15 protein-coding genes are annotated in these 15501 nt (G+C 70.7%); 2 read left to right on the forward strand and 13 right to left on the reverse strand.

What is annotated here, in order from left to right; translation table 11 throughout:
- Positions 1 to 131 precede the first annotated feature (131 nt).
- Complete coding sequence (locus ABIC61_RS17000) at positions 132 to 1130, reverse strand: tetratricopeptide repeat protein (protein ID WP_354030868.1); 999 nt, start codon at positions 1128 to 1130, stop codon at positions 132 to 134.
- Positions 1127 to 2863, reverse strand: coding sequence for a DUF8094 domain-containing protein (locus tag ABIC61_RS17005; RefSeq protein WP_354030869.1), 1737 nt, complete (start codon positions 2861 to 2863; stop codon positions 1127 to 1129). Before ABIC61_RS17005 ends, ABIC61_RS17000 begins: the two co-directional genes overlap by 4 nt.
- 186 nt (positions 2864 to 3049) lie before the next feature.
- Between ABIC61_RS17005 and ABIC61_RS17010 the strand changes: the two genes are divergently transcribed.
- A complete protein-coding gene (locus ABIC61_RS17010; RefSeq protein WP_354030870.1) occupies positions 3050 to 4894 on the forward strand; it encodes a coiled-coil domain-containing protein in 1845 nt (614 codons plus the stop codon).
- Here ABIC61_RS17010 and ABIC61_RS17015 read toward each other — a convergent pair.
- The 10 genes from ABIC61_RS17015 to ABIC61_RS17060 form a co-directional block, all read right to left on the reverse strand.
- Positions 4891 to 5631 (reverse strand): alpha/beta hydrolase, encoded by a 741-nt coding sequence (locus tag ABIC61_RS17015; protein WP_354030871.1) that lies wholly within the window; start codon positions 5629 to 5631, stop codon positions 4891 to 4893. The two genes, ABIC61_RS17010 and ABIC61_RS17015, sit on opposite strands and share 4 nt — an antisense overlap.
- On the reverse strand, positions 5628 to 5933 hold the full coding sequence (locus tag ABIC61_RS17020) for an Rv1322 family protein (protein WP_144749369.1): 306 nt from the start codon (positions 5931 to 5933) through the stop codon (positions 5628 to 5630). The genes ABIC61_RS17015 and ABIC61_RS17020 overlap by 4 nt, the downstream gene beginning before the upstream one ends.
- Positions 5934 to 5945: 12 nt before the next feature.
- On the reverse strand, positions 5946 to 6578 hold the full coding sequence (locus tag ABIC61_RS18645) for an aggregation-promoting factor C-terminal-like domain-containing protein (RefSeq protein ID WP_502908820.1): 633 nt from the start codon (positions 6576 to 6578) through the stop codon (positions 5946 to 5948).
- Between the two features lie 404 nt (positions 6579 to 6982).
- Positions 6983 to 7531 carry a DivIVA domain-containing protein gene (locus tag ABIC61_RS17030; protein WP_354030873.1) on the reverse strand — a complete coding sequence of 183 codons (549 nt, stop codon included), beginning with the start codon at positions 7529 to 7531 and terminating at the stop codon, positions 6983 to 6985.
- A gap of 47 nt (positions 7532 to 7578) precedes the next feature.
- Positions 7579 to 8574, reverse strand: a complete 996-nt coding sequence (locus ABIC61_RS17035; RefSeq protein WP_354030874.1) for a phosphatidate cytidylyltransferase — start codon at positions 8572 to 8574, stop codon at positions 7579 to 7581.
- The gene (gene frr, locus ABIC61_RS17040; RefSeq protein WP_354030875.1) at positions 8574 to 9128 is read right to left on the reverse strand and encodes a ribosome recycling factor; all 555 of its coding nucleotides are present in this window, start codon (positions 9126 to 9128) and stop codon (positions 8574 to 8576) included. The genes ABIC61_RS17035 and frr overlap by 1 nt, the downstream gene beginning before the upstream one ends.
- A 47-nt stretch (positions 9129 to 9175) precedes the next feature.
- Positions 9176 to 9895: a UMP kinase gene (gene pyrH / locus ABIC61_RS17045; protein WP_144749363.1), complete on the reverse strand. Its 720-nt coding sequence runs from the start codon at positions 9893 to 9895 to the stop codon at positions 9176 to 9178.
- Positions 9896 to 9993: 98 nt separating this feature from the next.
- Entirely contained in the window at positions 9994 to 10821 is an 828-nt protein-coding gene (gene tsf, locus ABIC61_RS17050) for a translation elongation factor Ts (protein ID WP_144749361.1), read from the reverse strand.
- An 80-nt stretch (positions 10822 to 10901) separates the two neighbouring features.
- Positions 10902 to 11819: a 30S ribosomal protein S2 gene (gene rpsB / locus ABIC61_RS17055; RefSeq protein WP_354030876.1), complete on the reverse strand. Its 918-nt coding sequence runs from the start codon at positions 11817 to 11819 to the stop codon at positions 10902 to 10904.
- A gap of 299 nt (positions 11820 to 12118) precedes the next feature.
- Positions 12119 to 13561, reverse strand: coding sequence for a sugar porter family MFS transporter (locus ABIC61_RS17060; protein ID WP_260852434.1), 1443 nt, complete (start codon positions 13559 to 13561; stop codon positions 12119 to 12121).
- 381 nt (positions 13562 to 13942) lie between these two features.
- On the opposite strand from ABIC61_RS17060, the gene ABIC61_RS17065 reads away from it, so the two are divergent.
- Positions 13943 to 14527, forward strand: coding sequence for a murein hydrolase activator EnvC family protein (locus ABIC61_RS17065; RefSeq protein WP_354030877.1), 585 nt, complete (start codon positions 13943 to 13945; stop codon positions 14525 to 14527).
- A 29-nt stretch (positions 14528 to 14556) separates the two neighbouring features.
- Here ABIC61_RS17065 and ABIC61_RS17070 read toward each other — a convergent pair whose 3' ends face one another.
- Positions 14557 to 15489: a tyrosine recombinase XerC gene (locus ABIC61_RS17070; protein WP_354030878.1), complete on the reverse strand. Its 933-nt coding sequence runs from the start codon at positions 15487 to 15489 to the stop codon at positions 14557 to 14559.
- Positions 15490 to 15501: the final 12 nt, after the last annotated feature.

The raw sequence follows: 15501 nt of genomic DNA on the forward strand, positions 1-15501 counted from the left end.
GTTGGGGCGTCCGCCGGGCCCCCCGCGCGGGTCGGTGGGGGGGGGGGGGGGGGGCCCCCCCCCCCCGGGGGCGGGGGGGGGGGGGGGGGGCCCCCCCCCCCCCCCGCCTCCAGTCTGTTCCGTGCGTCCGTTCAGTACAGCGCGCTGGCCAGGCGACGCCGGGCTGCGACCACGCGCGGGTCCTCGGTGCCGATGAGCTCGAAGTACTCGACCAGGCGGACCCGCAGCGGTTCGCGCGCGTCGCCGAACACCGTCGGGACGAGGTCCAGCAGACGCCCGAAGGCGTCGTCGACGTGGCCGCCGGAGATGTCCAGGTCGGCGACGGCCAGCTGCGCCGCGACGTTCGACGGGTCGGCGGCGGCCGCGGCACGGATCTCGTCCGCAGTGTGACCGTTCAGTCGGTCGAGGAGCGACACCTGCGCCAGCCCCGCGACGGCCATCTGGTCGTGCGGGTCCTGCGCGATGGCGGTCTTGTACTCCTGGATCGCGGTCGCGTAGTCGCCCTGCTCGATCGCGTCGTACGCGGCCTGGTGGTGCGGCGGCAAGGGCTCCGGCTCGGGTTCGCCCTGCTCTACGGCGTCGGTCGGGGCCGCTCCGTCGACCGTGACACGGCCGGAGACGCCGTTCTCGGCCGCGGCGGCGAGCACCTGCTCGTACACGTCGCGGACCTGCGCCTCGGGCAGTGCGCCGACGAACAGCCCGAGCGGGCGTCCGCCGATGAGCGCGGCCACGGTCGGGATCGACTGCGCCTGGAAGGCCTGCACGAGCTGGGGGTTGGTGTCCGCGTCCACCTTGGCGAGCAGCACGCGGCCGTCGTACTCGGCGGTGAGCTGCTCGAGGATCGGCGAGAGCTGCTTGCACGGCCCGCACCACTCCGCCCAGATGTCCACGATCACCGGGACGATCGTGGAGAGCTGCAGGACGTCCTGGAAGGACTGGTCCGTGACGTCGAGGACGAGCGACGGGACGGTCAGGTCGGCGCCGGTCTCACTGCCGGGGCCGCCGGCGGGAGCACCCGCCGGTCCGCCGGCGGATGCCGGGGGCTGGGGCGGCCGCTGCGCACGGTCGACGAGGGACGACAGGTCGACGGCTCCGCGGAGACCGGACGGGGTCGGGGGGACGTTGGTCATTGCACCTCACTCGCTGCTGTCAGGCCCTGCGTGAACCCGAGCAGGACCACTTTGTCATCGGTGCCCACCGGGGGCACGTAGAAGAGCAGCTGGACGCCGTAGGTGGCGCTGATGCCCTTCGTGCTGGAGTCGACACCGGAGAGCGCCTTCACCGCACCCTCGGTGTTCACCTCGGCGCCCGCGGCCGTCGGCGTGACCTTCTCGACCTCGTTGAGCTCGGCCGAGACCAGCGCTCCCGCGCCGTCCGTGGCGATCGCCACGGCGCTGTCCTCCGGCACCTCGGACGAGTACTCGATCTTGGCCGTGTCGGGCAGGGACGCGGACTTCTTGTCCTTGTAGGCCTTGCCGATCGTCGACCGGAGGCCGTCGCCGTCAGCCTGGAACAGCGACGCGTACGAGCTGTCCTTGTCCTTCGACAGGATGTCGCCGTACGCCGTGCCGATCTGGTCCGGCGCGACGGACAGGAGCTTCGTGTTCGGCGCGAGGAGGGCGGCACCGATCGAGGTGGGCGCGAGGCTCGGGATCTTCGCCGCGGCCTCGAGCGAGACGTCGTACGCGACCTTGTAGTCGTCACGCGCGGAGTCCTGCACGAGCGTGAGGGCCTGGGGTGCGGACTTGGCGTCGCAGTCCTCGGCGACGACCGCGAACACGGTCCGCGGCCACGAGTCGGTCTGCTGGGGCAGCGCCACGCAGACCTGGTCGGCGGAGATCGCCGGCGGGGCGTCGACGTCGGCGTCCTTCGCCCGGATCGTGTAGTTGGCCTTGCGGAGGTCGAGCGCGGCGCCGGTGAACCGCTCCCCCGCGAGCCGGCCGTCACGGGTCGCGTCGGCCTGCTTCGCGACCGCTGCCACCCGTTCGACGATGCGGCTGATCTGCTGCTTGGTCGCGGCGGTCGGCTCGGTCTGGGCAGCCGCACCGGTCGCCGTCGCCGTGGGGGTCGGGCTCGCTGCGGAACCGCCCTGTGGCCAGTAGTCGGCCGAGCAGCCGGCGAGGCCGAGGGCACCGACCAGCACGACCGGGATCGCCACGAACGCACGCCGACCACGCCGACCACGGGCGGGGACCTGCGCGCCGGCGGCGGCGGCCCGACGGGACGCACGCACACGCGGCGGACGCGAACCGCCGCTGCGGCGACGCGGGCCGCGGCCTCGGCGCTGGTGGACGAACGCCCAGACGAGCAGCACGAGGCCACCGACGAGGAAGACACCACCCGCGACGAGCAACGGCCCGACGCTCGGGGTGGCGGTGTCCCGCGGCCAGGTGACCGAGACGTCGCTCGGGGCCGCAGCTGTGCCGTCGCCGACGATGATCACGGAGACGTCCTTCGGCAGTCGGACGGTGAACTGCCCGGCGCCGTCGTACTCCTGGTACCAGAGATCGCTGCCGGCGGGGTCCGGGACCGTGGTCTCGCTGCCGGTCGTCCGGCCGACGAGCTTCGCCTGGTCGGCGTCGAACCGCATGGTCGTGTGCTTCGCGTCGCCCACCCAGGCGTCGACGTCGGAGGTCTTGCCGTAGGCCGCGAACACCTTGCCGGAACCAGCGACGTTGATGCGCTGGTAGCCGGGGTTCGCGTTGAGGGTCGAGCCCGGGATCACCGTCACCGGCGCGGAGCTCTTCGAGGACGACGACGCGACGAGCGACGACGGTGGCTCGAACACGGTCCGCTGGCCGACCGCGAGCGCGACGAGCACCAGACCGATGACGAAACTGACGATCGCCAGGACGAATCGCACGGATCTTCTCCCTACCGCGCCGGGGTGGGGGTGACGGCGCGCGAATCAGCGCTCCAGGATAGCGAGCGAGCCTGGACGGCGCATCCCCCGCCGCTGTCCGCGGTCACAGCCGACGGTCTCGACGCGCCACTACAATCGTGGCCGGGCCTTCCCTGTGCCCTCCGCCGAGCACCCAGGAGCGAACACGTGGCGAACGACGAGGCAGAGTTCGGGACCGAGCTGCGCGGGTACCGCCGCGAAGACGTGGACCGTTCGCTGAACGACCTACGCCGCGAGCTCATCAAGTCGAACAACGACCGGGCGGACGCCGCGAAGGAGATCCGACTCCTGCAGTCGCGGGTCTCGGAGCTCCAGGGCGAGCTCGACGAGGCGGGCACCCCCACGTACAGCGGTCTCGGCACCCGACTCGAGTCCACGCTCCGCGTCGCCGAGGAACAGTCCACCCGGCTGATCAGCCAGGCGGACATCGACGCCCAGCGACTCCGGGCGTCGAGCCGCGCCGAGGCCGACCGCACCCTGCGCGAGGCGCAGGAAGAGGCGCGCGACACCCTCGAGGACGCACGGACCCGTTCCACGAACGAGCTGACCCGTGCCCGCGCCGAGTCCGCCGACACCGTCGAGCGCGCCCGCGCCGAGGCCGGGCTCCTCACGCAGGACGCCCGCAACGAGGCCGCTGCGATCCGCGGTGCCGCCGTGACCGAGGCCGCCGAGGTCCGCTCCATCGCGATCCGCGAGACCAACGCCCTCCGCGCCCAGGTCGAGCACGAGGTCGCCGAGCTGCGCGAGATCGCCCAGCGCGAGTCCGCCGGCGCCCGACAGGCCGCTGCCGACCTGGACCGCGAGACCGAGCACCGTCGGAGCGTCTTCGAGGCCGACCACGCCCGCCGCGTCGAGGACCTCGACCACGAGGAGACGACGCGACGCGACGCACTCGAGCGTGAGGTGACCGAGGGCCGCGCGGCCTGGCACCGCGAGCGGGACGAACAGCAGCAGGCGCACGCGCTCGAACTCGAGACCGGGCGCGCCGACCTCGCCTCCGAGGTCGAACGCCGCCGTTCCGAGATCGACACCGAGCTCGCCGACCGCCGCCGTGTCCTCGACGAGGAGCTCGCCGCCGCACGTGCCGAGTGGGAGCGTGAGCTCGCCGGTGCCCGCACGGCCCTGCAGCAGGAGACCGAGGCAGCCCGTGCCCAGCTCCGGGTGGACGAGGAGCAGACCCGGACCGAGAACGCCCGCCTGGTGCAGGAGACCGCCGACCGCATCGCCCGCGAGCTCGACGAGCACGCAGCGCGCATCGACCGCGAGCGCGCCGAGGCCACCGCGGTCGCCGAGCGCGCTGCCCGCGAGCACGAGAACGAGCTCGCCGCCCGCCGGGAGCGCGAGCACGCCGAGGTCGACACCGAGATCGCCGATCGACGTAGCGCGGAGCTCGACACCCTCGAGGCCGAGCGCACCGCCCTCCGCCAGGAGATCGACACCGCGCGTGCCGACCTGACGAAGGAGCGCGACGAGGTCCGCGCCGAGATCGCCCGGGAGCGCGACGAGGCCCGCACCACGCTCGAGTCGGAGCTCGCCGCCCGTCGCGACGACGCGGAGCAGGACTACCTGCAGAAGCACCACGACACCGTCACCGAGACGCAGAAGTACCTCGACGAGGCGAACCTGCAGCTGGCCGAGGCGACCCGCCGGGCCTCCGAGGCCCGGGAGCGCGCCGAACGTCTCCAGCAGGAAGCCGACGACCTCGAACGGTCGAGCACCTCGGACGCGCAAGAGCACGCCCGGACGATCGTCGCGGACGCGCAGGACCGCGTGCACAAGATGGTCGCCGACGCCGAGGAACGCACCGCCGGCATCATCGCCGAGTCGGAGGACCGTCTCGCCGCCATCCGCACCGAGCGTGACGCGGTCGCCGGTTACCTCGAGAACCTCCGGGGCGTGCTCACCCACGCGACCGGCCTGCTCGGGAACGCGCCGGCGATCAACACCGACGGCGCGGTCGACGACGACCGCCAGGACACGACCGACCGCTAGGCGGGCACGTGCGTCGGGAGCGGCGCGCTGCCCGGCACGACGAGGTCGGCGATCGCGTCGAGCACGATGCGCACGTACCGCTCCCCCACCCACAGGTGCTTCGCACCCTCGACCGGGACGACCCGGACGTTCGGCGCGAGGACGAACCGCCGTGCCGCCTCGTCCGGCCGCAGGAAGTCGTCGTGCTCGGGGACGAGCGCCACCACGGGCACCTCGACGTCGGCCCAGCGCGCGAGCTCGTCGTCGGACGTGCGGTGCAACGGCGGCGACAGCAGGACGACCCCGGCGACGCGGCCTGCCTCGACGTGTTCCAGCGCGTGCTTGAGGATCACCTCGGTACCGAAGGACCACCCGACGAGCCACGGTGCCGGGAGGCCGCGGTCGACGACGTCCGTCACCGCGGCCCGGAGGTCGAACCCCTCGGAGACACCGTCACCGAAGACGCCCTCGGAGGTCCCCCGGGGCGACGTCACCGACCGGAAGTTGAAGCGCAGCACGGCGATGTCCGCCAGGGCCGGCAGGCGAGCCGCGGCCTTCTTCAGGACGTGCGAGTCCATGAACCCGTGCGCCGTCGGGAGCGGGTGCAGCGTCACGATCGTGCCGCGCGCGGGACGGTCGAGGGGTTCGGCCAGCTCGCCGACCAAGGTGAGGTGGTCGTCCGTGACGAGCTCGACGTCGGTGCGTCGGGCAGGCAGTTCCGTGTTCGAGCGGATCTCGGCGGCGGTGTCGTGGGTCACGCGATGCTCCAGCAGTGGTTGTGCCAGTGGCGACGGGACGCCAGGTCGGCTTCGTCGCCGAGGACGCCGTCGGCCCGCCACACGACGACGTGGGCGGTACCGGGGAGCACGGTGCCGCCACAGCCGGGGCAGACGTACTCCTTCTGCGCCGACGTCGCCGACACGGGTTGCACGAGGTACTCACGGCCCCGGCGGACCTCAGTGCGCTTCCAGGAGCTCATCAACCGGTCGAGGCCGGACGGTTCGTCCTCGTGCTCGAGGTCACGACCGCGGGGTCGCCGCGGCCGGTTGCTGCGCGGCACCGGAACTGCCGATCAGTACCAGTTGAAGGACTGGCTGTGTCCCCACGCGCCACACGGGGTGCCGTACACGCCGGAGATGTAGTTCAGGCCCCACGTGATCTGCGTGGCCGGGTTGGTCTGCCAGTCGGCGCCGACGGTCCCCATCTTGCTGCCGGGGAGCGCCTGCGGGATGCCGTACGCCCCGCTCGGGTTGTACGCGTTCACGCGCCAGCCCGATTCCTTGTTCCAGAGCGACACCAGGCAGTTGTACTGGTCGGTGCCCCAGCCGCGGGCGGTGACCATCTGGAGCGCGATCGCCTGGGCGCTGCCCGGGTCGGGCGTGGCCGCGACGGCTGCGAGCGTGTTCGAGGCGCTGACGCTCTTCGTGGCGTCGGCGTCCGTGGCGTCGTCGGTCGTGTCGGTCTTGGGCGCCTCGGTGACCTTGGGCTTCGGGACGGTCACGCCGTACTCGTCACGCGAGACGTCGAACGCGGCGTAGGTGCCGTGCGTCGTGTACTCCTGCGGCGCGACCGGTGCCTTCACCAGCACGGGTGCGGAGACCGCGGCCTGCGCGACGTCGGGCTGCAGCGGGTTGAAGAGCGAGCCGACGACGATGCCGGAGACCGCGAAGAACGACAGTGCGGGGATCGTCGCACGCTTCCGCATGAACGAGTTCACACCGCGGACGCTGCTGGGCTTCGCCGGCGCTGCGATCACTCGGGCGCGGCGTTGCTTGACGATGCGGGGGTCGGCGGGCGTCGAAGGGACCGCCCGCGCCACGGATGCCTGTGCGGCTTCAGTGTCGGACACGCGGTTCGCTGCGACCGACTTCGGAGCGCTGCCGGGAGCGATCGGCACCGATGCCGTCACCGCCGTCGGGTTCGCCGTGAGGACCGAGTTCTCCGCTGTGCGGGTTCGGTTCAGTGCCGCGCGGCGCTCACCGGCGGCCGAGAGGCCGAGGTGCTCGCGGGTATCGCGGTCGGAGCTGAGGTCTGCCGTGTGCCTGCCCATGAGTCCAACCAGGATAACGGAACGATCACGGAAAACGAAGCACCCGTGCGAGCGCGTCGTCAGCGGACGGCGAGCATGACCTCGACGACGGCGTCGAGCAGCGCGTCGACCTGGCCTTCGCGGTAGCCCCCGTGCTTCGGCCGGAACACGATCGAACGCACCTCGGTGAGGCTGAGGGGCTTGCCCTCGCGGAAGTAGCCCCCGAGCCGCCTGGCGAAGGCGTCGACGTCCTTCGGGTGGTAGCCGGTACCGAGGACACTGACCCGACTGAACCGCTGGCCGTCCGGACGTTCGAGTCGCTCGACCACGTCGGATGCCTTCGCGCGGGCCTCCGCGTACCAGGCCTTCTGTCCGATGTCGGCGATCTCACGCTCGCGCTCACGGGCAGCGAAGGCGTCCTCGAGGCGCTCCAGCGCGGCGTCGACGTGCGCGGTCGAGTAGCCGCCCTTGCGCATCGAGAACGCCGTGGCACGGATCTTCGCTGCCTCGATCGCGGGAGCACTGTCGTTCGCCGTGTAGGCACGACGAGCGTCCTCGAGGAAACGCTCGACCTCGTCGACGTCGTATCCGAGGGCGGAGCGGTCTGCGTTCGGGAAGGTGGTGGCCACGGCGACATTCTGCCAGGACCGGACCCTGGTGTGACCTGGACGCGCGGTCAGTGGTTGACGACGAGGTACAGGACGTACGCGACGGCGGCCGACGGCAGGATGCTGTCGATCCGATCGAGGAGCCCGCCGTGCCCGGGGAGGAACGACGAGATGTCCTTGATGCCGAGGTCGCGCTTGATCATCGACTCGGTGAGGTCCCCCAGGGTGGCGGAACCGGAGATGAGGACACCGAGGATGATTCCCGTCCACCACGGCAGTCCGAGCATCAGCCAGCTGACGATGATCCCGACGAGGATGCTCGCCGCGACGGACCCGGCGAAGCCCTCCCACGTCTTCTTCGGGCTGATCCGCGGTGCCATCGGGTGCTTGCCGAGGTTCAACCCCGTCGCGTACGCGCCGGTGTCGACGGCCACCACCACGAGGATGAACGCGATCACCCAGAGCTTGCCGTCCGGCTGGGCGGAGAGCAGCACGACGCAGGCGCCCAGCAGCGTGATGTACGCCTGGACGAACAGTCCGTTGGTGAGGTCACGGACGACGTTGGCCGCCGGCGGCTTCGTCCGGGCGAGGGCCACCTCGACCAGACGCCAGAGACTGATGAAGACGATGCCACCGAGGAGCGTGAACAGCGCCGGGATCTGCCCGCCGAGGTACGCGGCAGGCACGACACCGACGGCCACGAGCACGCTCGGGATCCGCGGGACGTCCCGACCAGCGAAACGCATCGCGCTCGCCAGCTCGTACACGCCGACGCCGAGCAGGAACGCCGCGACGACCATGAACGACGGCGTCCAGATGAGCAAGGAGCCCAGCATGACCACCGCGAACGCGAGGGCGATGCCGATCGCTGCCGGCAGGTTCCGGCCGGTGCGCGCGGTCAGTGCCTCGTTGCGGGCGCCGAAGTCGGCCTTCCGCTGCCGGAGCTGCGCCTCGAAGTCCGTCCGGGCAGCTCGTGCCCGCGCGTCGAAGTCCTGGCGCAGCCCCTTGGCGGAACGCTTCTGATCTGTGGGGCGGTCATCGCCGCCCTGGTCTGGACGGGGCATCAGACCTCGAGGAGTTCGGCTTCCTTCTTCTTCAGCGCGTCGTCGATCTGATCGACGTGCTTCTTCGTCAGGGCCTCGAGGTCCTTGTCGCCGCGCGAGATCTCGTCGTCGGATATCTCACCCTTCAGCGCGTCGAGGTCGTCCTTGGCGCGTCGGCGGATGTTGCGGATGACGACCTTGTGGTCCTCGCCCTTGCCGCGCACGAGCTTCACGAACTCCTTGCGGCGGTCCTGCGTGAGCTCGGGGATCGTCACGCGGACGATCTCGCCGTCGTTCGACGGGCTCGCGCCGAGGTTCGGGAACGTCGCGATGGCGCGCTCGATCTCCTTGAGCGCCGACTTGTCGTACGGCGTCACGATGAGCGTGCGGGCCTCGGGCGTCTGCAGCGACGCGAGCTGCGCGAGCGGCGTCGGCGTGCCGTAGTACTCGACCGGGATCTTCTGGAAGAGCGCGGCGTTGATCCGGCCGGTTCGGACGGTCGAGAAGTCGTCCTTGGCGACCTCCACGGCCTTCGCCATCTTCTCGGTGGCTTCGGTCAGGACATCACTGATCACGGTGGTTCTCCTTCGGTACTGGCGTCGAGTCTAGTCAGCGGCGGAGGTCAGTTGCTGACCACCGTGCCGATGCGTTCGCCCCGGATGGCGGCTGCGACGTTCCCGTCGCCCTCCATGCCGAAGACGTGCATCGGCATGCCGTTGTCCATGCAGAGCGAGAACGCGGTCGCGTCGACGACCTTGAGGCCCTTCAGGAGCGCGTCCTGGTAGGTCACGTGGTGCAGCTTCTCGGCGCTGGCGTCCTTCTTCGGGTCGGCCGTGTACACGCCGTCGACGCCGTTCTTGGCGACGAGGACCTCGTCCGCCTTGATCTCGAGCGCACGCTGTGCCGCGACCGTGTCGGTCGAGAAGTAGGGCAGCCCGGCGCCGGCACCGAAGATGACGACCCGGCCCTTCTCGAGGTGCCGCTCGGCGCGCCGCGGGATGTACGGCTCGGCGACCTGCGTCATCGAGATGGCGGACTGCACGCGGGTCGCGGCACCGGCCTGCTCGAGGAAGTCCTGCAGGGCGAGGGCGTTCATGACGGTGCCGAGCATCCCCATGTAGTCAGCCCGGCCACGGTCCATGCCGCGCTGCGAGAGCTCGGCGCCGCGGAAGAAGTTCCCGCCACCGACCACGATCGCGATCTCGACGTCCTGTGCTGCGGTGGCGATCTCCTTGGCGATCGCGCCGATCACGTCCGGGTTCACCCCGAGGGTCCCGGCACCGAACGCCTCCCCCGACAGCTTCAGCAGTACGCGGCGTCGTCCGGTCTTCTCATCGGTCATCTGTGTGCACCCTTCGTCGTCTTGGGGAAATGTACACGCGCGGTGCGCGCGAAAACGGGGCCAGGAACCGATCGGTTCCTGACCCCGTCACGGGTTCGCTACGCGCCGACCTTGACGCGGGCGAAGCCCTGGATGGTGATGCCGGCGTTCTCGGCGGCCTTCGCGACGGACAACTTGTTGTCCTTCGCGTAGTCCTGCTCGAGGAGCGCGACCTGCTTGCGGTAGGCGTTGAGGCGGCCCTCGACGATCTTCGGCAGGGCAGCCTCGGGCTTGCCCTCCTCGCGCGTGATCGCCTCGACGGTCGCGCGCTCCTTCTCGATGGCCTCGGCCGGGATCTCGTCGCGCGTGAGGTACGTCGGGTTCGCGAACGCGACGTGCTGCGCGATGGAGCGGGCCTCGGCAGCGTTGTCACCGGCGTACGCGATGACGACGGCGATCTGCGGCGGGAGGTCCTGGCTGGTCTTGTGCAGGTAGATCTCGAACGCGTCGCCCTCGACACGGGTGACCGTGCGGAGTTCGAGCTTCTCGCCGAGCGCAGCGGCGTTCTCGTCGATGACCTCGGCGACGGTCTTGCCGTCGAGCGGCGCGGCGTTGCCGGCAGCGACGTCGGCGGCACCGGCAGCGGCGACCGCGGCGACGACCTTGTCCGCGAGGGTGGTGAACTTCTCGTTCTTCGCGACGAAGTCGGTCTCGCTCGCGAGCTCGACGACCGTGGCGGCGCCGTTCTCGGCGACGGCGACGACGACGCCCTCGGAGGTGGCACGGTCGTCGCGCTTGGCGACGGCCTTGGCACCCTTGATGCGGAGGAGCTCGACGGCCTTGTCGTAGTCGCCGTCGGCCTCGACAAGGGCGTTCTTGGCGTCCATCATGCCGGCCCCGAGGTCCTCACGGAGCTTCTTCACGTCAGCAAGGCTGTAGTTGGCCATTGACTGGAGTCCTTTCTGGACTGTGTGTTCGAAAGAGAGAGAAAGGGGCGCCGAGCCGATCGGCCCGACGCCCCCGGTGGTCACTCGGCGGGGGTGGTCTCCGCGGCGGCCTCGGCCTCGGCCGTGGGCTCTGCGTTCTTCGCCTCGTCGGCGATCGGCTCACCCATCTCCTTGGCGGCGACCTGCGCGTCCGCGTCGTTCTCCTCAACCGGAGCGGCGGGCGCCTCGGTCGTGGCGGCGGCCTCGCCACCGAGGAGCTCCTGCTCCCACTCGGCGAGGGGCTCGGCGGCAGCCTCGTCGTCGCCACCGTTGTGGCGGGTCTTCAGGCCCTCGGCCGCGGCGTCGGCCACGATGCGGGTGAGGAGACCGACGGAGCGGATCGCGTCGTCGTTGCCCGGGATCGGGTACGTGATCTCGTCGGGGTCGCAGTTGGTGTCGAGGATGCCGATGATCGGGATACCGAGCTTCTGCGCCTCGTCGACCGCGAGGTGCTCCTTCTTGGTGTCGACGATCCAGAGCGCGCTCGGGGTCCGCGTGAGGTTGCGGATACCACCGAGGGTCTTGTGGAGCTTGTCCAGCTCGCGCTTCTTGATGAGGAGCTCCTTCTTGGTGAAGCCCTTCGTCGTGTCGTCGAAGTCGATCTCCTCGAGCTCCTTCATGCGCGCGAGACGCTTGGAGACCGTCTGGAAGTTCGTGAGCAGACCGCCGAGCCAACGCTGGTTGACGTACGGCTGGCCGACGCGGGTCGCCTGCTCGGCGATGGAGCCCTGCGCCTGCTTCTTGGTGCCCACGAAGAGGATCGTGCCACCGTGCGCGACCGTCTCCTTGACGAAGTCGTACGCGCGGTCGATGAAGGCCAGCGACTGCTGCAGGTCGATGATGTGGATGCCCGAGCGCTCGGCGAGGATGAAGCGCTTCACCTTCGGGTTCCACCGACGCGTCTGGTGCCCGAAGTGGACGCCGCTGTCGAGCAGCTGGCGGATGGTGACGACGGCCATGCCGTCCTCCTTGTGTGTTCTCGGCGCGCAGCATGACTGCGCACCTGTTGCGGTTGTGTCGGTCGCGGCCCGGTGGCCGTGACCCCTGGCGCCCTGTCCGCGCGGCCGCCCACTCACGAGAGCGGGACCGGTGGCCGCGTGACGTGCTCTGGATCACTGCGTGATCGTGAGCACTGTGGACGCGCGAAGTCAGCGCGCACAGCGCGCTGCTGGATAGATGCTAACAGACTGGAGGCCCGGATCACGCACGCCGATCGGCTTGCGTGATCCGGGCCTCCAGTCCGTGGATCGTGGGGACGTCAGGCCTTGGCACTCACGGTGTCGCCCTCGGCGCTGATGCCCATCTCCTCGAGCGAACGCCCCTTCGTCTCGGGGATCTTCGCGAGGACGAAGAACAGCGAGAGCAGGGCGAACAGGGCGTAGATGCCGTACGTCACGGTCAGGTTGAAGCCGGACAGGACCGGGAACGTGATCGTGACGAGGAAGTTCGCGATCCAGTTCGCGGCGGAGCCGACGCCGAGCGCGGTCGCACGGATGCGGTTCGGGAACATCTCGCCGAGGAGGACCCACATGAGCGGACCCCACGTCGCGCCGAACGACACGACGAACAGGTTCGCGAAGATCAGCGCGATGATGCCCCACGCGCCGGGGAGGTTCGGCTCGCCGTTCACGATCGTCGCCTGCGAGAACGCGATCGCGACCATGAGCAGCGACACGAACATGCCCGACGAACCGGCGATCAGCAGCGGCTTCCGGCCGAGCTTGTCGACCGTGAAGATCGCGATGAAGGTGACCGCGACGTTCACCACCGAGGTGATGGTGGAGATCAGGAAGGACTGGTCCTCCTTGAACCCGACGGCCTGCCAGAGCGTCGTCGAGTAGTAGAAGATCACGTTGATGCCGACGAACTGCTGCAGCACGGCGAGGATGATGCCGACCCAGACGATGGGCTGCAGACCGAAGCGGTTGCCCCGGATCGAGCCCTTCTTCTCGCTGGCCTCCTTCTTGATGCCGTCCTGGATCTCCTCGAGGCTCGTGTTCACCGTGTCGCGGGGCACGATCTTCGTCATGACCTCACGGGCATCGTCCGTCCGGCCCTTGGCGAGCAGGTACCGCGGCGACTCGGGCAGCGTGATCGCGAGGATGCCGTAGACGATCGACGGGATCACGCCGACGAGGAACATCCAGCGCCATGCCGGCAGGCCGAGGACGACCTCGGAGGCGCCGCCGGCCGTGACCGCGAACACCTGGTCGGACAGGAGCGCGGCGAAGATACCGAGCGTGATCGCCAGCTGCTGGAACGATGCCAGACGACCGCGGATGGCCTTCGGCGACACCTCGGAGATGTACGCCGGCGCGATGACCGACGCGGTCCCGATGCCGAGACCACCGACGAGACGCCAGATCACGAAGTCCCAGGTGGCGAAGGCGAACGCGCTCCCGATCGACGAGACCAGGAAGAGGACCGCGGCCCAGAACATGATCCGCGTGCGACCCCAGCGGTCCGCGAGGCGACCGGCGAAGTACGCGCCGAACGCGCAGCCGATCAGCGCGGACGCGACCGCGAAGCCGCTCGCGGACTCGGACAGGCTGAACTCGTCGCGGATGGCGACGACCGCCCCGTTGATGACGGACGAGTCGAAGCCGAAGAGGAAGCCGCCCACCGCTGCTGCGATGGCGAACGCGGTGACCTTCCCCTTGAACGCACGGTCGGTGCCGTGCCCGGTGGTCGTGTTGGACACGATGCTCCTGGGTTCTGCCGCCGTGCGGGATGCTGCACGGTGCCCCGGCGGTCGGCTGGTTCGCCGTCCGAGCGGCGTTGCGTGTTCCGGAGCGGCCCCGACTGTACTCCCCGATGGGCGCGGGGGCGCAATCGGGGTGGGTGCGGGGCGGGGCGGGGCGGGTGGCGCGGCGGGGGCGGGACCGACTCGGTACGACAACACCGACGTCGTGCGACATCGACATTGTCGCTCCGCCTCCACGTCACCGGCCCTCCACAGGCCTGGAGGCGCGACCCACCGCCCACAGATCGACGCACCTCCGCCCCGGCACACGTCGGAAGACGGGACGGTGGGGCCATGTACTTCGGCTCACGGCCTCGTCACCCGCGCACGAACCTCCGCATGCTCGTCTGTGCGGTCGCGGTCGCGGTCGCGGTTGCGGTCGCGGTCGGCGCGGTGTCGGTCGGCGCGGTGCCCCTCGGCGCCGAGCTGACGGGCGGTATAGCGACTCCGACACACGGGCGCGAGGCCGTCCGCGGGGCCGGGGTCGCCGCTGCGGAGTCGCGTGCACCGTGGGTCTGGCCGACCGGGACCCGGGTGGTGAGCCGACCGTGGGAAGCGCCGCCCGACGACTACGCAGCGGGGCACCGCGGGCTCGACGTCCCCGCGGCGATCAGTGACGCGGCGGTCGCGGTCGACGACGGCACCGTGACCTTCGCCGGCCCGGTCGCCGGTCGGAGCGTGGTGACGATCGACCACGGCGGTGGACTCCGCAGCACGCTCGACTCCGTGACGCCGGCCGTCACCGCCGGGGACACCGTCGCGCAGGGCGACGCCGTTGGGCACGTCGCGGTCGGACACTGCCCGGCATCGGACCCGTGCCTGCACCTCGGCGCTCGGCTCGACGACCGCTACGTCGACCCGACACCGTTCCTGCCCGACGCCGAGTGGCCGGTGCTCATGCCCGAGGACGCCTGGCCCGGGTGACGGGCGCGGCAGTACCGGGGCGGCGACGGTCACGCCCGGGGGTGCGCCGTCCGGTAGACCTCACGGAGGCGTGCGGACGACACGTGTGTGTAGATCTGCGTCGTGCCGAGGCTCGCGTGCCCGAGCAGTTCCTGTACCGCACGGAGGTCTGCTCCCCCGTCGAGCAGGTGCGTCGCGGCGGTGTGCCGGAAGGTGTGCGGCCCGCTCGGCCCCTCGCCGGGCAGGTCCTGCAGCACGCGCGCGACGATCCGGTAGACACCGCGCACCCCGAGCCGCGCACCCCGGTCGCCGAGGAACAGCGCACCGGGGTCCACGACGTCGGACCGCGCGGCGAGGACCGGTCGACCACGTTCGAGCCAGGTCTCCACGGCGTCGCGGGCCGGCACACCGAACGGCACGACCCGCTCACGGCCACCCTTGCCGAGGACACGGACGGTCAGACGCTCGCGGTCGAGATCGAGCACGTCGATGCCGACCAGTTCGCTCACCCGGATGGCCGCGGCGTAGAGGAGCTCCACGACCGCCACGTCCCGCAACGCCGCGGGGTCGTCGGTCGCCGCACGTGCCGCCAGCCCGTCGAGGATGACGCGCACCTGGTCGGACGACACCACCCGAGGAAGGTGTGCAGCCCCCTTCGGCGCACGGAGCCGCGCACCCGGGTCGACCGCGAGCACGCCGGACTCGCTCGCCCACCGGGTGAAGGCCCGCACGGACGACGACCGTCGGGCGATCGTCGACCTCGCAAGCCCACGGTGGTCGGCGTCCCACAGCCAGTCGCGGAGCAGCTCGAGCCCGAGTCCACCGACGCGGTCGACTCCACGCCCGGAGGCGAAGGCCACGAGCTGCCCGAGGTCGTTCGCGTACGCACGGACGGTCTGCTCGCTGAGCCCGCGGGCATGCCGGGAGTGGTCGAGGAACACGTCCACGATCCCCGCGAGTTCGTCGTCCGTCCGGTCCGCCACGGCACCAGGGTA

Source organism: Curtobacterium sp. 1544 (assembly GCF_040544915.1).
Taxonomy (GTDB): domain Bacteria; phylum Actinomycetota; class Actinomycetes; order Actinomycetales; family Microbacteriaceae; genus Curtobacterium; species Curtobacterium pusillum_C.